The sequence below is a fragment of the Citricoccus sp. NPDC079358 genome (assembly GCF_040702545.1).
Taxonomy (GTDB): domain Bacteria; phylum Actinomycetota; class Actinomycetes; order Actinomycetales; family Micrococcaceae; genus Citricoccus.
Genome location: NZ_JBFBLI010000001.1, coordinates 103196 through 122237, shown reverse-complemented (window position 1 = coordinate 122237; position 19042 = coordinate 103196). Strand labels below are relative to the sequence as shown.

Genomic DNA, 19042 nt, shown 5'->3' with positions numbered 1-19042 from the left:
GCCGGGAGGTGGCCGCACTCCGCGTCCACGTTCCCATTGAATGGTCACGAGAAGGGGTCGCCAGCTCGGCCCTCAGGTGTGCTCCCATCCCCCGGATTTTCCCCGCGACCCCATCTGCCGGGACAGTCCGCGCGCCGCGGCCAACAGAACCGGGGCCTGGATCTGGAGGTTGATCTGGTCCACCTCGGCCACGATCGAGATGGCGCCCAGCACCCGGCCTCCCGGTCCGAAGACGGGTGCGGCCGTCCCCGAGGAACCGGCCACGGTGACCCCGCGCAGGTGGGCATAGCCGTCGGCGCGGGCCTGCGCGAGGCGGCGGCGCAGTCCCACCTCCGTGATGCCGGAATCGCGCGTGGCCGGATCCCAGGTCGAGGTGAGGTACCGCTCCTGGAGCCGGCGCGGTGAGTGCGCCAGGATGGCCAGTCCCGGAGCCGTGGAGAGCACCGGCAGCCGACCGGCGACCTTGGTCAGGTCCGTGGGCACGTCCTTGCTGATCAGCCGCTCCAGGTAGATGATCGTGCCGTCGTCGTGGTCCATGATGGCCAGCGAGGTGTTCTGCCGTTGCGTCACGTGCACGGCCTCCATGAACGGCAGTGCTGCCTGGCCGAACTCCTGATAGGTGGAGCTGCGCTGGCCCAGTTCCCACAGCACCAGGCCGATCCGGAAGCGGCCGTCCGGGGTGCGCCGCAGCAAGCCCTCCTCGGCCATGTCCCCCGCCAGGCGGTGGGCGGTGGAGGTGGACAGGCCAGCGCGCAGGGCCAGTTCGGAGGCCGTGAGTTCCGGGTGGTCGGCGTCGAAGGCGTGCAGGACCCGCACCAGGCGCTGGATCAGTGATTCGCCGGACCGTGAATTGGCCATTAGGGTGTCGTCTCGCTCCGGGTGGGCTGCACCGGGTCCTGCCGCGTGTTCTGCGGCGGGTCCTGCCGCGTGTTCTGGAGAGACGACCGCAGTGTGCTGGACGAGGCGAGCACGAGGGCCAGCAGCGTGACGATCGCCCCGGTCATGACCTGCCAGGTCACCTCCGCGCCGCGGGTGGGCCACACCGCGTCCACCACCAGCGACCCGGCCAACTGGCCGGCGACGAGCCCGAGGGTGAACAGCAACGAGCCGATGGTCCGCGTCAGCAGGGCCCCGCCGATCACCACCACGGAACCCAGCAGGCCACCGGTGTAGTACCACCAGTCCCCCGGGCCCCACGGCAGCCGCGCCAGGCCACCGGCCGCGATCTGCGGTGCGGCCACCACCAGCAGGGCCAGCGTCCCGACCAGGTAGTTGAACAGCACGAGCGGCTCCACACGGCTCACGGCCGCACCCATCACCGCGTTCATCGCCATCTGGGGCGGCTGGAGCAGCCCGCCGGCCAGAACGAGCAACAGGGGCAGTCCCAGGGCCAGGAACATCTCCGGACCTGCGGCATCTCCGCCGGACCCGCTTCCGCTCCCGCCACCCAACCCGCTCCCGAACCCACTCCCGAACCCGCCCCCGAGCAGGCGCGGGGAGAGCGCCAGCCCGACGCCGGCCAGTCCCGCGAGCACCCCCACCGACCTCCGCAGGCTGAGGCGATGGCGCCCCGAGGGCACCCACCCGACGGTGTCCATCACCGTCGAGGAGAGCATCTGGCCGGAGATGAAGACGAGGGAGAACAGCGCGACGCCCACGAGGTCCACGGTGACGGCCTGCCCGTACACGGCGAAGGCGCCGAGGAGCCCGGAGAAGGCGAAGACCCACGGAAATCGTCCCGTGACCGCACCCCGGACCAGCCGGACCACGCCGCGACGGTTGGCGCGCACCAGGCCGTTGACGAGCAGCATCAGCACCAGTCCGGAGCCGAAGGTCACCGTGGCGGCCAGGGACGCGTCCCCGAGCTCGGTCCTGAGGGCGCCGGTGATCCGGGCCTGGACCGCGATCGCCACGCCGCCGGCCAACGCCAGGAGCAGCGACAGGGTCCTTCCCATGCGTGTGTCTCCTTCGGCGTCGGTCCAGCAGTCGTTCAGTGCGTCAGGAGTTCAGGCGATTCCGGCCGCGTGGCGAGCCGCCACCCAGCCGAAGGTCATCCCGGCACCGACCTGGGAGCCGGCCCCGGGATACTCGCTGCCCATGACGGAGGCGGCGTCATTGCCGGCAGCGTACAGGCCGCCGAGCACCTCGCCGTCCCGGCCCACCACTTGGGCGTGGGCATTGATCTGGATCCCATAGGCGGTGGCCAGGGGGGTCGGCACCACCGCCACGGCGTAGAACGGCCCCTGCCGGATCGGCCCGATGTTCGGGTTCGGTGTGTGGTCCGGGTCCCCGGCCACCCGCCCGAACATCAGCTCGCCCTTCCGGAAGTCCTCGTCCACCCCGGTCTCGGCGAAGCCGTTGTACCGGCGGACGGTCTCCTCGAGGCCGGAAGGGTCCACGCCGATCCCCTCGGCCAGCTCCCGCAGGGTGGACCCGCGGTGGAGGTAGCCGTCGTCGATGTACTTCTGCAGCATCGCGGCGGGCAGGTGCGGCATGGTGATCATGCCCAGCCCATACTTCGCCAGGGTGCGCGCGTCCACCACCAGCCAGGCGGGGATGGTCGGCACCGTCTGGTGCGAGGCATACATGGCCCGGACGAAGCGGTGGTAGGAGTGCGATTCGTCCACGAAACGCCGGCCGGCGGAGTTGACGGCGATCAGCCCCGGCTTCGCCCGGTCCCAGATGTGCGGGAACACCACGGTGGAGCCGTCCGCCCGGGTCCCGATCGAGGACGGGAACCACAGGGCGTTCTCACCGTTGTCCGTCCCGGCCGCGGCGCCGACGGCCTCGCTCAGGCGCAGGGTGTCACCCGTGGAGCCCTCCCCGGCACGGGAGAACTGGGGCGTGGGCTCCGGGAGGAACTTCTTCCGCAGTTCGGGGCTCTGGGCGAATCCGCCGGCGGCCAGCACCACGCCACGCCGCGCCCGGATCCGCAGCTCGCGGCCCTGATAGCCGACGACGGCGCCCGTCACGCGATCCTGGTCCCGCAGCAGCTCCGTGGTGGAGGCGTTGCGCCACACTTCCCCTCCCCGCGCGAGCACCTCGGCGTACATGCGGGCCACGAGGGCATTGCCCATTACCAACCGGGTGCCGCGCGGATTCCGGACCATGTCCACGGCCCAGCGTGCGCCCAGGCCCAGAGCCGTGGCTCCGGCCTTCGCCATCGTGCCGGCCTTCCGGGAGAACAGGCCCAGCAGGGTGCCGACCTCGGCCCGGCGCAGCATCATGGTCCCGCCCATGAGGGCGAACTCGGGCACCGGGGGCCGGATGTGGCGGAAGCGGTTCCGGCCCAGCGTCCGGCCGTCGAAGGGCTCCGGCTCCAGCGCGCGTCCCGTCTGGCCCGTCTCCGGCAGCTCCGAGTGGTAGTCCACCACGGCGGGCGACCGCCGGAATGTCACCCCCAGGTCCTCCATGTAGCGCAGCATCGCGGGACCGTTGTCCAGGTACGCCTGGCGCAGCGCCTTGTCCGATGCGTCCCCCACCAACCGGTCGAGGTAGCGCTCGGCCTTCTCGGCGTCGTCCGTGATGCCGTCCTCACGCTGGAAGTGGTTGTTGGGGATCCAGCAGGTCCCGGCCGAGTAGGCCGTCGTGCCTCCGATGTAGTCGGTCTTCTCCAGAACCAGCACCGACAGCCCCTCCTGGGCGCCCGTCAGGGCGGCGGCGAGACCGGCGGCACCGGTGCCCAGCACCAGAAGGTCCACCTCGCGGTCCCACGGGGCGAGTGTCGGAAGCGTCGGAAGCGTCGATGTGGGAGGGTTCTCGGTCATCGGCCTGCCTTGTTCTGCTGGGGTCTGCTGGAGTCTGCTGGGCCCGGCGAGGGCTGCGTCGCCCCGGGACAGGGCACCGCAGCCCGTGACCCGGCTCACGCTCCATCGTCACTCACGTGCACCGCGGCCGGGAGGCCGGTTCCCATTCAATAGGAAAATTGGGAGGATCAGTCAGACCCTCTTCTGCCAGGCGGGGTGCGTGGCCACCGGCACGAACCCCAACTCCTTGTTCGCGCGCAGGATCGCCCCGTTCTCGGCGGCGTTCCAGGTGTAGAGACGTTCGGTCGCGGGCTTCAACCGCAGCAATTGCGAGACGTTGACGGCCTTCAGGAGCACGGCGAGACCCCGGCCCCGGTGCTCCGGCCGGACCAGGGTGTTGCCCTGGTAGGCCGCCTGGGGCAGGTCGGCGAAGGTCTCGATGTCCGAATGCCCGACGAGCTGACCGGTCGACCGGTCCCGTACCGCCGTCGTGACGATGGACAGGCCGATCTCCCGGCGGGCCCGCTCCTCGGCCCGCAGCCGGGGCACATCCCAGTGCTCGGCCACCCGCTCCAGGGCACCGGCCGGCGCCTCGGCCGCCATCCGGCCGAGCAACCCGGCCATCGATGCCGCGTGCTGCTCCGGGCAGTCCCCCTCCCAGCTGAGCAGCTCGTAGCCGTGCTCCTCGGCGGCCCCGGAGCCGGATTCAGCCACCAGGGCGGCACCGGCCGCCTCCCGCAGGTCCAGCACGGATGTCCACTCCACTTGGGCCAGTTCGTAGCCGTGGGCGGCGGCGAACGCCGCATCCGGCGCCTGCCAGCGAATCCGGTCCCGGCCGGCGTCGGGCACCGATGCCGAGGGCGTCCGGACCACCGGGGTCAGGCCGGTCTCCAGCGACGTGCCGGAGACGAACACCGGGCCGGACCCGACGGCGGCCGGTTCCACCAGGGCGTTGTCCGTCCAGGACTGCAGCACGGTGCGTCCCCGCCGCGCTGCCTCGGCCTCGGCCTCCCGCAGCAGGGCGGACCCCACCCCACGGCGCCGGAAGTCGGGGTGCACGGAGACGGAGGCTTCCGCGATGGTGGGCTGATCATCCGCCGAGGCGCCCGGCTCCGAGGGCAGGCTCAACGCGGCATACCCGATGATGCGGTCGGGCCGGTCCCCGGTCAGGGGCTCGCGGGCGACGGCGTAGGAGGTGCGCACGTCCTCGCGGGCCGTGGCGTCGGCCAAGTGGTTCTCCGGGGAGACGTAGAAGTCGTTGTTGCCCCAGAACAGGGACGTCACCAGGTTGGCCAATTGGGTCACCTGCAAGAAGTCCGCCGTGGTGGGCGGCATCGGCAACCGCGTCTGGTCCAGTGCGTCGGGAAGGTCCAGCCATTCGATCCTCATGGTGTTCATGATGCCGCACCCGGCTGGGTGACCGTGTGCTTAACGCATCAGGGCCGGAACCGCGATCTCTCGCTGGTTCCGGCCCTGATGGTGAAGCTGGTGATCAGGCCTGGGCGGTCGCCGCAGTCTCGATCTTGACCACGTTCGGGTCCACCCGGATGCCGGGGCCGAAGGTCGTCGAGATGGTGGCCTTGGAGATGTACCGGCCCTTGGACGCGGACGGCTTCAGGCGCAGCACCTCCTCCAGGGCAGCGGCGTAGTTCTCGGTCAGCTTGTCAGCATCGAAGCTGGTCTTGCCGATGATGAAGTGCAGATTCGAGTGCTTGTCGACGCGGAAGTCGATCTTGCCGCCCTTGATGTCGGTCACGGCCTTGGCCACGTCCGGCGTCACCGTGCCGGTCTTCGGGTTCGGCATCAGGTTGCGCGGGCCGAGGACCTTGCCGAGACGGCCGACCTTGCCCATCATGTCCGGGGACGCCACGGCGGCGTCGAAGTCGGTCCAGCCGCCCTGGACCTTGGCGATCAGATCGTCAGAGCCCACGAAGTCGGCGCCGGCGGCCTCGGCCGCTGCGGCCTTGTCACCGGTGGCGAAGACGACCACGCGGGCGGTCTTGCCGGTGCCGTTCGGCAGGTTGACGGTGCCGCGCACCATCTGATCGGCCTTGCGGGGATCGACGCTCAGGCGGAAGGCGACCTCCACGGTGGCGTCCGACTTGGACGGGTTGGTCTCCTTGGCCAAGGCGATGGCCTCGACGGGACCGTAGATGTCCTCGCCGATCTTCTCCTGAGCCGCCTTGTATGCTTTGCTGCGCTGTGCCATCTGCTTGTTCTCCTTATGCAGTCGTGGTCTGCGGGTCGCGCGCGACCCTGCCACTGGAATGAGCTGTGTTGCTGAAGTGCTGAAAAGTGTTGCTTCCGTCAGCCTTCGACGGTGATGCCCATGGAGCGGGCGGTGCCGGCGATGATCTTGGCCGCGGCCTGGACATCGTTGGCGTTGAGGTCTTCCATCTTGGTCTGGGCGATCTCCTCGCACTGGGCCTGGGTCAGCTTGCCGACCTTGTCCGTGTGCGGGGTGGAGGAGCCCTTGGCGACCTTGGCAGCCTTCTTGATCAGCTCGGCGGCCGGCGGGGTCTTGGTGACGAAGGTGAACGAACGGTCTTCGTACACGGTGATCTCGACGGGGACGACGTTGCCACGCTGTGATTCCGTCGCGGCGTTGTACGCCTTGCAGAACTCCATGATGTTCACGCCGTGCTGACCGAGCGCAGGGCCGATCGGAGGGGCCGGGTTGGCGGCTCCTGCCTGGATCTGCAGCTTGATCAGGCCTGCGACCTTCTTCTTGGGGGCCATAATCGGGTCCTTCTTCTGTAACTTCTTGCGTGTTCCCCGAAGCACAGGAGCGTGTTCCGGAGCTGGTGGCCACCGTGGCGCGGTGACCGGTCCGCCACCGTCCGGCCAAAGCAGCCGAAGCAACCGGAGGGGCGAAGTCTGGTGGTGCCTCCTACCGGATCTTGGTGACCTGGTTGAAGGACAGGGTGACCGGCGTCTCGCGCTCGAAGATGGTCACGAGGACCACGAGCTGCTGGGACTCGACCTTGACCTCGGAGATCGTGGCCGGGAGCGTCTCGAACGGGCCGTCGTTGACGGTGACGGACTCGCCGACCTCGAAGTCGACCTCGATGGCCGGGGCGGACGACTCGGCGCCGGCCGGGGCGGGACGGCCCTCGGCCTGAGCGGCCTTGGTGGCCTCCTGCATGACCGAGGGGGCCAGCATGGAGTGGATCTCGTCGAGGGAGAGCGGGAACGGGTCATGGGCGTTGCCCACGAATCCGGTGACGCCCGGAGTGTGGCGGACCACGCCCCACGAGGCGTCCGTCAGGTCCATGCGGACCAGCACGTAACCGGGGATGCGCACCCGGTTGACGAGCTTGCGCGTGGTGTTGCGGATCTCCACGACCTCTTCCATGGGGACTTCGATCTCATAGACGTAGTCCTCCATCTCCTGGGTCTGGACGCGCGTCTCCAGGTTGGTCTTCACACGCTTCTCGTAGCCCGCGTAGGTGTGGATGACGTACCAGTCGCCCGGCTGGCGGCGCAGGCGGGTGCGGAGCTCCTCGGAGGGATCCACCTCGTTGACCACGGCGGCTGCCGGCTGGGCTTCGACCGGCTCCACGTCCAGGGAATCCTCGCCCACCAGGTCGGCGTCGGGCCGGTCGGCGGACTCAGCGCCGCTCTGTGCCAGGTCTTCCTCCTGCAGGGTCATCTGACCCTGGTCCTCAGCGGATTCCTCAGCGGCGACCTCGCGGGTCTCGGCCTGGGGATCGACCTCCGGCTCGGCGGCCTCGTCGTAGCTCTCGTCGATGCCGTCGGCCTCGATCGCCGGGTCCACGGCGGCCTGCGGGTCGACGTCGGCCTCCGGCTCCCCGGATTCGGCCGGCTCAGCCGGCACGACGGGTTCACCGGCGACGGCGGCATCCTCAGCAGTCTGGGGGTCCTGAGACGGCTGGGACTGCTCCTCTTCGAGGGCGTCAGCCTCAGCGAGGGCGTCGGCCTGCGGTTCGAGTTCCTGCTCGGACACTGGTTCCTGCTTTCTTCACGCGTTCAACGTACTTCCGGCAGGGCATGCGTCCACCGGCGGGAAGCGTCAGACGCTGCCGTCGCCGAAGACGAAGGAGGCGCCCATGCCGAACAAGAAGTCCAACAAGGTCACCAGCAAGATCATGAAGATCACGAAGGCGAGCACGACTCCGGTGAGCTTCACCAGCTCCTCACGGGTGGGGGTGACGACCTTCTTGAGCTCGTCCACCACCTGCCGCAGGAACAGGGCGATTCTGCCGAAGAGGCCTCGCTTCCGCGGCGTGCCGGGGTTCTGGTCCCCGGTGCTATTCGCAACTGCCTCGGTCACGTGGCCTCACTTGCTAGGTCGACACTGAAACTGTCCTGCCGGGGGCTTTTCGGATCACCGAAAGACCACCCTGCGCAGGGTAGACAGGACTCGAACCTGCAACCTGCGGTTTTGGAGACCGCTGCGCTACCAATTGCGCCACTACCCTAGGTGCCGGATGTGGTTTCCCACGGCACGGCCCAGCCTGGTGCTTTTCAACACCGGGGATCAACTTTACGCCATCGGGGGCAGTGAGTCGAACCGGCCGCTTCTCCAGGGTGCTCGGTCGGGCACATATGGGCACACATGAGCACACACAGCCACAGCTGTGCCGCGTACCACTAGGCTGGATCGCGACGACCCCCGGAAACCGCCCGCCGGAAGGACCCCATGTCTAGCTCGCTGTCCACCTCGCAGCCCACCCCGCCCCGCAGCCGCGTCTCCGAGCGCATCGGCTCGATCGCCGAATCCGCCACCCTCGCCGTCGATGCCAAGGCCAAGGCCCTCAAGGCCGCCGGGCGACCGGTGATCGGCTTCGGCGCCGGTGAACCCGATTTCCCCACCCCGGGGTACATCGTCGAGGCCGCCGTGAACGCAGCCCAGGACCCCAAGAACCACCGCTACTCCCCCGCCGGCGGCCTGCCCGAGCTGAAGCAGGCCATCGCGGAGAAGACGCTGCGTGACTCCGGCTTCGAGATCGAGCCCCAGCAGGTCCTGGTGACCAACGGCGGCAAGCAGGCCGTCTACAACACCTTCGCGACCCTGCTGGATCCGGGCGACGAGGTCATCGTCCCCACCCCGTTCTGGACCACCTACCCCGAGTCCATCCGCCTGGCCGGCGGCGTGCCGGTCGAGGTGTTCGCCGGCCCGGAGACCGGCTACAAGGTCACCGTGGACCAGCTGGAGGCCGCGGTCACCGAGCGGACCAAGGTGCTGTTGTTCAACTCGCCCTCCAACCCCACCGGGGCCGTGTACGACCCGGAGGAGACCGCCTCGATCGGCCAGTGGGCCGTGTCCCGGGGCCTCTGGGTGGTCACGGACGAGATCTACGAACATCTCACCTATGACGGCGTCCCCTTCACGTCGATCGCCGCCGCCGTGCCGGAGATGGCCGATCAGGTCATCATCCTCAACGGCGTGGCCAAGACCTACGCCATGACCGGCTGGCGCGTGGGGTGGATGGCCGGCCCGGTGGACATCATCAAGGCGGCCACCAACCTGCAGTCGCATGCCACCTCGAACGTCGCGAACGTCTCCCAGCGCGCGGCCCTCGCTGCCGTCGCCGGTCCGCTGGACGCCGTCGAGGAGATGAAGACGGCCTTCAACCGCCGCCGCAAGGCCATCGTCGAAGGCCTCAACGCGGTACCCGGATTCTCCTGCCCGACGCCGGCCGGGGCCTTCTACGCGTACGTGGACGTCCGCGGCGCGCTGGGCGAGAAGCACCAGACCTCCGCCGAGCTGGCCGGCTACATCCTCGAGAAGGCCGAGGTCGCCGTCGTGCCCGGTGAGGCCTTCGGCCCCTCTGGCTTCCTGCGCCTGTCTTACGCCCTGGGCGACGACGACCTCGCCGAGGGCATCGGCCGGATCCAGCAGCTCCTCGCCCGCTGACACCCCAGCCCCACCGGACCGCGCAAATGCGGGCCGATTCGGGGTACTGATCCGCAGTTGCGTCGCCTAGGGTGGTCTTCATGACGCTTCTGCGAATCTCTGAGGCCGCCCGCTTCCTCGGCGTGAGTGACGACTCCGTCCGCCGCTGGGTCGCCTCGGGCCGGCTGAACGCCCACACGGACGGCGCCGGGCGCGCGGCCGTGGACGGCGTGGAGGTGGCGCAACTGGTCAAGGACGGCACCAGCACCCTCCAGGGCTCCGGGGAGGACGGCGTCCCCTCATCGGCGCGCAACCGCTTCCGCGGGCTGGTGACGGATGTGGTCATGGACACCGTCATGGCGCAGGTAGAGCTGCAGTGCGGCCCGTTCCGGGTGGTCTCCCTCATGAGCGCAGAGGCGGCCCGGGACCTCGGCTTGGAGCCCGGGATGCCCGCCACGGCCGTCGTGAAGGCCACGACCGTCATCGTGGAACGCACTGAACGAGCTGAACGCACTGAACAGGGCGTCGGTTGAGGCGGCGTCGTGCCGGACGCCACCGGGCAGTCGCGGGGGCCGCGCTCGGCCTGATCCTGGTTTCCGGTGTTGTCCTGACCGGCTGCAGCGGGCCCTCCCGTGGCGATGGCCCCGGCACCACCCTCACCGTCTTTGCGGCAGCCTCCCTGAGTGACTCCTTCGAGGAGCTGGCGGACGGCTTCGAACAGGAGAATCCGGGGGTCGAGGTCGTCTATAACATTGCCGGCTCGTCCTCCCTCGCGGAGCAGATCCTGGCCGGCGCCCCCGCCGACGTGTTCGCCTCAGCCGACGAGTCGACCATGGACCTGATCGTGGCGGCAGGGGAGAACTCCGGGGAGCCCGCGCCGTTCGCCACCAACGTCCTGACCCTCGTCACCCCGGCCGACGATCCCACCGACAACTCAGCTGACAACTCAGCCGACATCAGGTCCCTCAAGGACGCGGCGGCCGAGGGCGTGAAGCTCGTGGTCTGCGCTCCCCAGGTCCCGTGCGGCCGCGCCGCCCTCGCGCTGGCAGAGGACGCCGGCGTGGAACTCTCCCCCGTCAGCGAGGAAGCCAGCGTCACCGACGTGCTCGGCAAGGTGGCCTCGGGCGAGGCCGACGCCGGTTTGGTCTACGTCACGGATGCGATCGGTGCGGGCGCCGGTGCCGGTACCGCTGATGCAGTCGGTGTTGCAGCGAGTGACTCCGTGAACGCCATCGAGCTCGGCAACGCCGACTCCGCCGTGAACACCTACCCCATCATCGTGCTGGCCGCTGCCGCAGAGAACAGCTCCCAGCACCAGGACCTGGCCCAGCGCTTCGTCGACTACGTGCTTTCCGAGGACGGCCAATCCGTCCTGAGGGACGACGGATTCGGCGCCCCGTGACGGCTCGCCCGAGGCGCGCGGCACGGGGCAGAGAGGTGCGGGGCAGAGAGGTGCGGGTCCGTCCGCCGGCCGGGCTGGCCGTCGTCGGGATCCTGGGCGGCGCCGCGCTCTTGGTGCCGTTCGTCGCCCTGGTGGCCGGCGTGGACCTCACCCGGCTGCCCGAACTGCTCACGACTCCCTCCGCCCTGGACGCCCTCGGGCTCTCCCTGCGGACCGCCTTGACGGCCACCGCGATCTGCCTGGTGATCGGCACCCCGCTGGCGCTCGTGCTGACCCGCCTGGACTTCCCGGGCCGCAGCCTGGCCCGGTCCCTGGTGCTGCTGCCGCTGGTGGTCCCGCCCGTGGTCGGCGGGATCGCGCTGACGGAGGCCTTCGGGCGGCGCGGCCTGATCGGCGAGCACCTGCAGCTGCTGGGGATCGAGGTCGCCTTCACGTCAGCGGCCGTGGTCATGGCGCAGGCCTTCGTGTCCCTGCCGTTCCTCGTGGTGGCCCTGGAGGGTGCCCTGCTGACCCGCGGTGAGGCCCATGAGCGCACCGCGCTGTCCCTGGGAGCCTCCCCCCTGCGCACCTTCCTGACCGTGACGCTGCCGCTCCTGGTGCCCGGACTCGTCGCCGGACTGGTGCTGACCTTCGCCCGGGCTCTCGGCGAGTTCGGCGCGACGATCACGTTCGCCGGCTCCCTGCAGGGCACCACGCGCACCCTGCCGCTGCAGGTCTACCTCGAGCGCGAGACCGATCCCGAGGCCGCCGTCGCGCTCTCCCTCGTCCTCGTGGTGGTGGCCCTCGTGGTCATCACCGTGGCCTACGGTCGCCGGGACAGGAGCCACGCATGACGAGCCTGGACTGCCGAGTCGTCGTGCCCGAACGCGGCGTGGACGTGTCCTTCACCGTGGCGCCGGGACAGACCCTGGCCCTGACCGGGCCCAACGGTTCCGGCAAGTCGACGGCGCTCTCCGCCGTGGCCGGCTGGCTCCGGCCGGAGTCCGGGCACGCCCGCCTCGGGGACCGCACCCTTTTCGACGAGCACACCTGGCTTCCGGCACGACGCCGGAACGTCGGCTACCTGACGCAGGACCCGCTGCTCTTCCCCCACCTCACGGCCGAGGCGAACGTCGCGTTCGGACTGGCCCGGGCCGGCGTCGTGGGCCGGAGGGAGCGGCGGGAGACGGCCCGGGACTGGCTCGGGCGGGTGGGCGTGGGGCACCTGGCCTCTCGCCGGCCCGGGGAGATGTCCGGCGGCCAGGCCCAGCGCACCGCGATCGCGCGAGTGCTGGCCTCCGGGCCGGAGCTGGTGCTGCTCGACGAACCGCTCGCCGCCCTGGACGCCCAGGTGGTCCCGCAGATCCGCGAGCTGCTGGCCGAGGTCCTGACCGGGCGCACCACGGTGCTCGTCACGCACCACGAGGCGGATGTGGTGGCGCTGGCGGATGCGGAATTCCAGATCAAGAGCCGGATCTAAAGCAGTCCCCGCTCCCCCGCCCAGCGCGTGAGCTCGTGGCGGTTGGAGAGCTGGAGCTTGCGCAGCACGTTGGACACATGGGTCTCGATGGTGCGCACGGAGATGAACAGGTCCTTCGCGGCCTCGCGGTAGGTGTAGCCGCGGGCGATCAGCCGCATGACCTCGAGTTCGCGGGCGGAGAGCAAATCGAGCTCTTCGTCCCGCACGGCCACGTCCGCGGTGCCGAAGGCGTCCAGGACGAAGCCGGCCAGCCGGGGCGAGAACACGGCGTCGCCGCCGGCCACCCGCTGCACGGCCTCGGAGACCTCGGCCCCGGAGATGGTCTTGGTGACGTAGCCGCGGGCGCCGGCACGGATGACGGAGACCACGTCCTCGGCGGAATCGGACACGGAGATCGCCAGGAATCTGACCTCGGGGGCCAGATCCTGGCAGGACGCCGCGACCTCGGCCCCGCCGCCGCCCTTGCCGCCGGGCAGGTGCACGTCCAGCAGCACCACCTCCGGCTCGAGCTCGTGGATGATCCGGATGGCCGAGTCGACGTCACCAGCCTCCCCCACCACCGCGATGTCCGCCGGATCCAGATCGGCCTTCAGACCGGTGCGGAAGATGGCGTGGTCGTCGACGATGACAACGCGTGTGGTCATGGTGTTGCCCCTTCTGTGGCCTCTGCTGCGTGCTCGGGTACCGGCAGGTGCAGTCGGACCTCCGTGCCGCCCGTGCCGGTGGAGATGCTGGCCGTCCCGCCGGCACGCTCCATGCGGCCGATCACGGATTCGCGGATGCCGAGCCGGTCCTGCGGGATGGTGTCCAGGTCGAAGCCGTCGCCCCGGTCCTTGACGAAGACCTCGACGGCGGCCGGGCCGGCTTCGGCGTAGACGCGCGCCGGCCCCGCATGGCGCACGGCGTTGAGCATGGCCTCACGGGAGGCCTGCAGCAGCGGGTCGAGCCAGGGCCCGGTGGCCACGCCGACCGTCACGACCTCGATCGGCTGGCCGTGGTTGTCCTCGATGGCGGCCGCCAGGTCCTGCAGCCGGTCCGTCAGGCTGCCGTCGGGGCGGGTCGGGTCGGCGTAGAGGTACTGGCGCAGGTCGCGCTCCTGGGCACGGGCCAGGCGGGCGACCATGGCGGAGTTGTCCGCGTTCTTCTGGATCAGCGCCAAGGTCTGGAGCACGGAATCGTGCAGGTGCGCGGCGATCTCCGCGCGTTCGGTCTGGACGGCGAGCGCGGACGACTTCGCGGCGGCGTCCCGCCACAGCTTGATCACCCACGGTGCGGCCACGAGCACGACGCCGGCCAGGATGACGATGGCGACGACGAGACCCAGCCACATGTCCTGGGCACCGACGACCCCGGCGGCGAGCGCCAGGATGCCGGCCATGACCAGCAACAGGCCGAGCACGAGGGAGGTGACGCGGTGGGTCTTCCCGGCCCGGTCGGTGGCATCGCCCCGGAGGGAGTCGAGTTGCAGCCAGGCCAGCGCCACCCCGAGGAGCACGACGGCGGCCGGTCCGATCAGGCCCCAGTTCAGCCGGATCCCGGTCATCTGCAGGGCGAGGGCCGCGGCCAGCACGAGGAGCACGATGCCGACGATGACCTGCCAGCCGCGGCCGGCGGAACTGCTCAGCCGATCTCCGATGGCCCACGTCCGGGTCTGCTCTGCGGCCCCGCGCACGGGTTCTGCGGCCCCGACGACCGCCTCCTGCTCATCCGGGACGAAGATCCACAACCAGGCGTAGAACACCACACCGACCCCGCTGAGTAGCGCCAGGGCCACGACGCCGAACCGCACCCAGGCCACGGGCAGGCCGAGATGACGGGCCAGGCCGGCGCAGACGCCGGCGATGGCCCGGTGCTCCCGGGGGCGGGTGAGGACGGTGGTCATGGCTCCATCCTGCCTCAGTCGGCGGCGTCCGGGGGTCGCTACGGACTCGGATCCGGGGGTTCTCCGGGTCCAATCAGGGGCTCCCCGGATACCGCTCGGGACCTGCAGACGGGACGATGGAGACATGAACGAGAACCCCGCCCCCGGCAGCACCAGCGGCTTCTACACCTGGATCGACTCGCTGCACACCGTGCGCTCCCCCCACCGCTGGATGGGTGGCGTCGTCGCCGGCCTGGCCGACCGTATCGGCATGGACCGCACCCTGGGCCGCGCCCTGTTCGTGGTCCTGACCCTGCTCACCTCCGGACTGACTGTGTTGGTTTACGGGCTGGCCTGGATGTTCCTGCCCGAGCCGGACGGCCGGGTCCACTCCCGGGAGGCGGGCCGAGGACGGTGGACCGCCGGCATGAGCGGCGCGCTCGTCTTCACCGTGCTCGGGGTTGGCAACCTCTTCAACTGGCCCGGCTTCCTCGGCGGCAGCGACGGCTTCTGGAGCTTCGGCAGCGTGATCGGCCTGGGCATCATCGGCTTCTTCGTCTGGCTGGTCCTGTCCCAGAACGGCGGTCGCGGCCGGCCCCGGGAACTTCCGTCCGGCACGGACTCGGCCGCAGGCACGGACCCCGCCCAGCCCGAAAGCCAGCCCGGTGCCCAGGCCACCCAGCCCCTCTACGTGGCTCCCACGGATACCGGTTGGTACTCAACCCCTGCCAGCACAACCCACCAGTCCGCGGAAGGACCCGAACCCATGAGCGCCACCGCCTCGTACCCCCACCAGCCCGACTACCGACGTGCCGAGCGTGCTCCCAGCACGCCCCCGGTCGACCGCACCCCGCCCTCACTGTCCGGCGCGACCCAGCTGGTCGTCGTCGGGCTGGCGGTGCTGGCCGGCGCAGCGGTCTCGCTGCTGCGCTATCTCGACGTCTTCACGGCGTCCTGGCCCGTCATCTGGGCTGCCAGCCTGGCCACGGTGCTGGCCGTCATGGCGATCGGCGTCATCGCCGGGGCCATCGCCGGCCGCGGCGGTGGTGGCCTGACCGTCACCACCGCGATCCTCGCGATCCCCGTGGTGGGCGCGACCGCCAGCGCCTACGTCCAGGACGGCCCCTGGGGCTCGAACTGGACGGACACCGGCAACTGGGACGGCGGCGTGGTCACCGGCAACGTCTCCGAGGGATACGAGCTGAGCTTCGGCGAGGGCACCATCGACCTGCGGCAGCTCACGGGATCCAGCGCCGCCGAGGCCACCCCGGTGGAACTGAACCTGAGCTTCTCCACGGCCGACCTCGTGGTCCCGAACAATGTGGACGTCTTCCTGGAGGCGGACAGTTCCTTCGGCAGCGTCAACTCCCCCTCCGTCGGGACCGACGACGCCGGCCGCCTCCAGGTGGTGGACGCCCCCGGTGACGAGCAGATCGTGGTGGAGGCGGACGTCTCCTTCTCCACCCTGAACGTGCGCGCCGAGGCCCCGACCACGACGAGCACCACCCAGAACTGACCTCGATGAGCCAAGACTGCCCAGGAGTGAATGAACATGAGCACCCAACCCCACGACTACTCCCACCATCCCACCCACGACGAGGATCAGGCCCTCGAGGACGAGATCACGCGCGGCACGGTCTACGACCGGGACCACGCCGCCCACCGCACGGACAGCGAGACCCAGCCGGCCGACGTCGGACCGGAGAAATCCGCCCTCCGCACCGGAACCCTGGTCTGGGGTGTGCTGGCCCTGCTGCTGGCCCTGTGGTCCCTGTCCGTGACCGTGCTTGACTGGAACCTCGACCCGGTTCTGGTGATGATCGGCCTGGCCGTGGTCGGCGGCGTGGCCCTGGTGGCCGGCGGCATCGCCGGTGCCGCCCGCAGCAAGTCCTCCTGACCCGAACTGACCCGAACCAACACCGAGGAGCATCATGGACACCTTCTACCGTTCCCTGAGGAGCATTCCGTTCCGCCGCGGACCGAAGCGGTGGGTCGGCGGCATTGCCGGCGGACTCTCGGCAAAATTCGGCTGGGACCCTACGCTGGTCAGGATTGTTATTCTGCTCAGCTTCATCCTGCCGTTCATCGGCGTTGCCACGTACCTGGTGGCATGGCTGCTGCTGCCGTGGCAGGACAACACGATTCCGCTGGAGCGCGTGTTCCCCGGAACGCAGCGCCCCCTGTAGCTCGCTCTCGTCCCCTCCAGCGTCCTCTCCAGAAAGGCACCACATGCGCGTCGGCCTCCTCACCAGCGGCGGGGACTGCCCCGGTCTCAACGCCGTCATCCGTTCCGCGGTCCTGCACGGGATCAAGTCCTATGACTACGAACTGATCGGCATCCGGGACGGCTGGCGCGGTCTGATCGAGGGGAATGTGGAGGACCTGCCCCGCCAGCGGGTCCGCGGCCTGGCCCGGACAGGCGGCACCATCCTCGGAACCTCCCGCACCCACCCGTACGACCATCCGGGCGGCGGGCCGGAGAACATCAAGGCGCGGATGGCAGAGCTGGGCCTGGACGCCGTGGTCGCCATCGGCGGCGAGGGCACGCTGGCCGGCGCGAAGCGGTTGTCCGACGACGGCGTGCCCCTGGTCGGCGTGCCGAAGACCATCGACAACGACCTCAAGGCCACGGACTACACCTTCGGTTTCGACACCGCGGTCTCCATCGCCACCGATGCCATGGACCGGTTGCGCACCACGGGCGAGTCCCATCACCGCTGCATGGTCGCCGAGGTCATGGGCCGCCACGTCGGCTGGATCGCCCTGCACTCGGGCATGTCCGCCGGCGCGCACGCGATCCTCATCCCGGAGCAGCGCACCTCCATGGAGCAGGTGTGCGAGTGGGTGAAGCAGGTGCACGACCGGGGGCGGTCGCCGCTCGTGGTGGTGGCCGAGGGCTTCATCCCCGAGGGCCACGACGATCCCCTGGCCGAGGCCGGCGCGGACGCCTCGGGGCGCGCCCGGCTGGGCGGGATCGGCGAGTGGGTGACGCAGCAGATCGAGGAGATGTCCGGCATCGAGACCCGCAGCACCGTCCTCGGCCACATCCAGCGCGGCGGGGCCCCCACCGGCTTCGACCGCGTCCTGGCCACCCGCTTCGGGATGGGGGCCATCGACCTGGTGGCCCAGGGCCGGTTCGGCCAGATGGTGGCCCTCAACGGGACCGAGATCGTCCAGGTGTCCCTGGGCGCCGCCCTGGACGGCCTCAAGGAGGTCCCCGCGCACCGCTACGACGAGGCCAAGGTGCTGTTCGGCCGGTAGCCGGTGGGCCGGCGTCGTGCCCGGGGTAGCGTGGAGGGCATGCCCGTCAACGCCCACACCCGCCAGATTATCGAGTTGGCCTGGTCCCGGATCCTGGGGCTGGACGACGGTGCCTTCGCTGCTACTTCTTCCTCCGGCGGTCGCCGGATCGAGGTGCCGACCGATGCCGACTCGCAGTCGGGCGAGGACGACCAGATCGCCACCTTCGTCCGCCTGTACGGGTCCTCCGTGCTGTACGGTCCGGCCTGGCTCTTGGACGCCGCCCGTGGCCTGCACGACGAGGAACTCGCCCTCGAGTCCACCATGATCCGCTTGGGTGCCGGTCACTCCGCCCGTTCCCTCGGCGAGTGGGTGCTCTACTACGCGGAGGACATCCCGGACATCGCCCGCTCCTCCTCCGTCTCCGTGTCCTACGAGGCCTCCGATGCCCGGGAACTCGAGGCCCAATGCCCCGCGGACGACGTCACCGAGGTGGGCCTGTCCGGCTTGGACTCCACCTTCACCCTCATTCCCGACGACGGCGCGGGCACCCCGACCGGTCAGCCGGTGGCGGGTGCCGGGTACGAGGAATGGCAGGGCCTCATCGGCCACCTCGGCGTGTTGGTCCGGCCCGACGTCCGTCTCAACGGCCTCGGCGCCTACGCGGGGGCGATCGCCATGGAGGAGGCCTTCACCGAGGGGCTCATCCCCCAGTGGCGGGCCGCCCTGGGCAACACCGGCGCACAGCGGGTGGCGGCGTCGCTGGGATTCGAACTCGCGGGCTCACAGACCACGGTGCTGTTCAACCAGTAGCGGCTCACAGGGCCGTCGGTGCTGGCCAGCCGTCGGTACTGGCCAGCCGTCCGGTGCTAGCCGGCCGTCCGGTGCTGTCCACTCAGTCGACGTCCGCCCTACCCTGTTGGCATGTCACTGAGATGGTATTCAACAGTGGTGGAATCCACGGATCACCGGGCCCTGGCGCGCTGGTGGACGACCGCACTCGACTGGGAGATCGTCTATGAATCCGATCTCGAGTCCGTGGTGATCCCCCGCTGGTCGGCCGAGCTCTCGAACTCGTTGCCGTTTCACCGCGTTCCGCCCGGCATGGTCTTCGTTCCGGTGGAGCACCGGAAGTCCGGCAAGAACCGCCTGCACTGGGATTTTGCGCCCCACACCTCGGACGACCGGGACGCGGAGATCCGCCGCCTGGTGGTGCTGGGGGCCACCCTCATCGACGTCGGCGAACCGGAGGACGCCACCTGGACCGTCCTCGCTGATCCGGACGGCAATGAGTTCTGCGTGCTGTCCGCCCGGGAGGAGTAGCTGACCCGCGGCAACAGACCCTCCGCGATGAGCAGAGCCCGTCCGTCCATAGGTGCCGGGGCTGGGTGCCGAGGGCCGGGGGGCCAGGGGCCGGAGGCCAGGGGCCAGGAGGCCAGGGGCCGAGTTTTCCCCAGCCGGGCCAGCAGGTCTT

21 protein-coding genes and 1 tRNA gene are annotated in these 19042 nt (G+C 70.1%); 11 read left to right on the top strand and 11 right to left on the bottom strand.

Annotation, left to right across the window (positions count from 1 at the left end):
* Window positions 1–72: 72 nt before the first annotated feature.
* From AB0333_RS00570 to AB0333_RS00530, 9 genes are all read right to left on the bottom strand, one after another.
* Window positions 73–858 carry an IclR family transcriptional regulator gene (locus AB0333_RS00570; RefSeq protein ID WP_366216842.1) on the bottom strand — a complete coding sequence of 262 codons (786 nt, stop codon included), beginning with the start codon at window positions 856–858 and terminating at the stop codon, window positions 73–75.
* Window positions 858–1955, bottom strand: a complete 1098-nt coding sequence (locus AB0333_RS00565; protein ID WP_366216841.1) for a DMT family transporter — start codon at window positions 1953–1955, stop codon at window positions 858–860. The genes AB0333_RS00570 and AB0333_RS00565 overlap by 1 nt, the downstream gene beginning before the upstream one ends.
* 51 nt (window positions 1956–2006) lie before the next feature.
* Complete coding sequence (locus AB0333_RS00560) at window positions 2007–3767, bottom strand: FAD-dependent oxidoreductase (RefSeq protein WP_366216840.1); 1761 nt, start codon at window positions 3765–3767, stop codon at window positions 2007–2009.
* A 171-nt stretch (window positions 3768–3938) separates the two neighbouring features.
* Complete coding sequence (locus AB0333_RS00555) at window positions 3939–5135, bottom strand: GNAT family N-acetyltransferase (protein WP_366216839.1); 1197 nt, start codon at window positions 5133–5135, stop codon at window positions 3939–3941.
* A 103-nt stretch (window positions 5136–5238) separates the two neighbouring features.
* Window positions 5239–5955, bottom strand: coding sequence for a 50S ribosomal protein L1 (gene rplA, locus AB0333_RS00550; RefSeq protein WP_313822221.1), 717 nt, complete (start codon window positions 5953–5955; stop codon window positions 5239–5241).
* 98 nt (window positions 5956–6053) lie between these two features.
* Window positions 6054–6485, bottom strand: a complete 432-nt coding sequence (gene rplK / locus AB0333_RS00545) for a 50S ribosomal protein L11 (protein WP_115931918.1) — start codon at window positions 6483–6485, stop codon at window positions 6054–6056.
* Window positions 6486–6636: 151 nt separating this feature from the next.
* Complete coding sequence (gene nusG / locus AB0333_RS00540) at window positions 6637–7398, bottom strand: transcription termination/antitermination protein NusG (RefSeq protein ID WP_366217181.1); 762 nt, start codon at window positions 7396–7398, stop codon at window positions 6637–6639.
* A gap of 381 nt (window positions 7399–7779) precedes the next feature.
* A complete protein-coding gene (gene secE, locus AB0333_RS00535) occupies window positions 7780–8040 on the bottom strand; it encodes a preprotein translocase subunit SecE (protein ID WP_366216837.1) in 261 nt (86 codons plus the stop codon).
* A gap of 75 nt (window positions 8041–8115) precedes the next feature.
* Window positions 8116–8188: transfer RNA gene (locus AB0333_RS00530), tRNA-Trp, on the bottom strand.
* 221 nt (window positions 8189–8409) lie between these two features.
* On the opposite strand from AB0333_RS00530, the gene AB0333_RS00525 reads away from it, so the two are divergent.
* The 5 genes from AB0333_RS00525 to AB0333_RS00505 all read left to right on the top strand — a co-directional run bounded on the left by AB0333_RS00525 (window position 8410) and on the right by AB0333_RS00505 (window position 12467).
* Complete coding sequence (locus AB0333_RS00525; RefSeq protein ID WP_366216836.1) at window positions 8410–9627, top strand: pyridoxal phosphate-dependent aminotransferase; 1218 nt, start codon at window positions 8410–8412, stop codon at window positions 9625–9627.
* Window positions 9628–9707: 80 nt separating this feature from the next.
* A complete protein-coding gene (locus tag AB0333_RS00520; RefSeq protein WP_366216834.1) occupies window positions 9708–10139 on the top strand; it encodes a TOBE domain-containing protein in 432 nt (143 codons plus the stop codon).
* Window positions 10136–11008 carry a molybdate ABC transporter substrate-binding protein gene (gene modA / locus AB0333_RS00515; RefSeq protein WP_366216832.1) on the top strand — a complete coding sequence of 291 codons (873 nt, stop codon included), beginning with the start codon at window positions 10136–10138 and terminating at the stop codon, window positions 11006–11008. Before AB0333_RS00520 ends, modA begins: the two co-directional genes overlap by 4 nt.
* 50 nt (window positions 11009–11058) lie before the next feature.
* Window positions 11059–11841, top strand: a complete 783-nt coding sequence (locus AB0333_RS00510) for an ABC transporter permease (RefSeq protein WP_366216831.1) — start codon at window positions 11059–11061, stop codon at window positions 11839–11841.
* A complete protein-coding gene (locus AB0333_RS00505) occupies window positions 11838–12467 on the top strand; it encodes an ATP-binding cassette domain-containing protein (protein ID WP_366216830.1) in 630 nt (209 codons plus the stop codon). Before AB0333_RS00510 ends, AB0333_RS00505 begins: the two co-directional genes overlap by 4 nt.
* Here AB0333_RS00505 and AB0333_RS00500 read toward each other — a convergent pair.
* Together AB0333_RS00500 and AB0333_RS00495 are read right to left on the bottom strand one after the other, a co-directional pair.
* On the bottom strand, window positions 12464–13111 hold the full coding sequence (locus AB0333_RS00500; protein WP_366216829.1) for a response regulator transcription factor: 648 nt from the start codon (window positions 13109–13111) through the stop codon (window positions 12464–12466). The genes AB0333_RS00505 and AB0333_RS00500 overlap by 4 nt on opposite strands.
* Window positions 13108–14349 carry a PspC domain-containing protein gene (locus AB0333_RS00495; protein WP_366216828.1) on the bottom strand — a complete coding sequence of 414 codons (1242 nt, stop codon included), beginning with the start codon at window positions 14347–14349 and terminating at the stop codon, window positions 13108–13110. The genes AB0333_RS00500 and AB0333_RS00495 overlap by 4 nt, the downstream gene beginning before the upstream one ends.
* 124 nt (window positions 14350–14473) lie before the next feature.
* On the opposite strand from AB0333_RS00495, the gene AB0333_RS00490 reads away from it, so the two are divergent.
* The 6 genes from AB0333_RS00490 (at window position 14474) to AB0333_RS00465 (ending at window position 18891) form a co-directional block, all read left to right on the top strand.
* On the top strand, window positions 14474–15844 hold the full coding sequence (locus tag AB0333_RS00490; protein ID WP_366216827.1) for a PspC domain-containing protein: 1371 nt from the start codon (window positions 14474–14476) through the stop codon (window positions 15842–15844).
* A 36-nt stretch (window positions 15845–15880) separates the two neighbouring features.
* Window positions 15881–16225, top strand: a complete 345-nt coding sequence (locus tag AB0333_RS00485; RefSeq protein ID WP_366216826.1) for a hypothetical protein — start codon at window positions 15881–15883, stop codon at window positions 16223–16225.
* A 34-nt stretch (window positions 16226–16259) separates the two neighbouring features.
* Complete coding sequence (locus tag AB0333_RS00480) at window positions 16260–16514, top strand: PspC domain-containing protein (RefSeq protein WP_366216825.1); 255 nt, start codon at window positions 16260–16262, stop codon at window positions 16512–16514.
* 43 nt (window positions 16515–16557) lie between these two features.
* Entirely contained in the window at window positions 16558–17589 is a 1032-nt protein-coding gene (locus AB0333_RS00475; protein ID WP_366216824.1) for a 6-phosphofructokinase, read from the top strand.
* A gap of 39 nt (window positions 17590–17628) precedes the next feature.
* Complete coding sequence (locus AB0333_RS00470; RefSeq protein ID WP_366216823.1) at window positions 17629–18381, top strand: GNAT family protein; 753 nt, start codon at window positions 17629–17631, stop codon at window positions 18379–18381.
* 111 nt (window positions 18382–18492) lie between these two features.
* Window positions 18493–18891 carry a VOC family protein gene (locus AB0333_RS00465; protein ID WP_366216822.1) on the top strand — a complete coding sequence of 133 codons (399 nt, stop codon included), beginning with the start codon at window positions 18493–18495 and terminating at the stop codon, window positions 18889–18891.
* The last annotated feature ends 151 nt before the right edge of the window (window positions 18892–19042 follow it).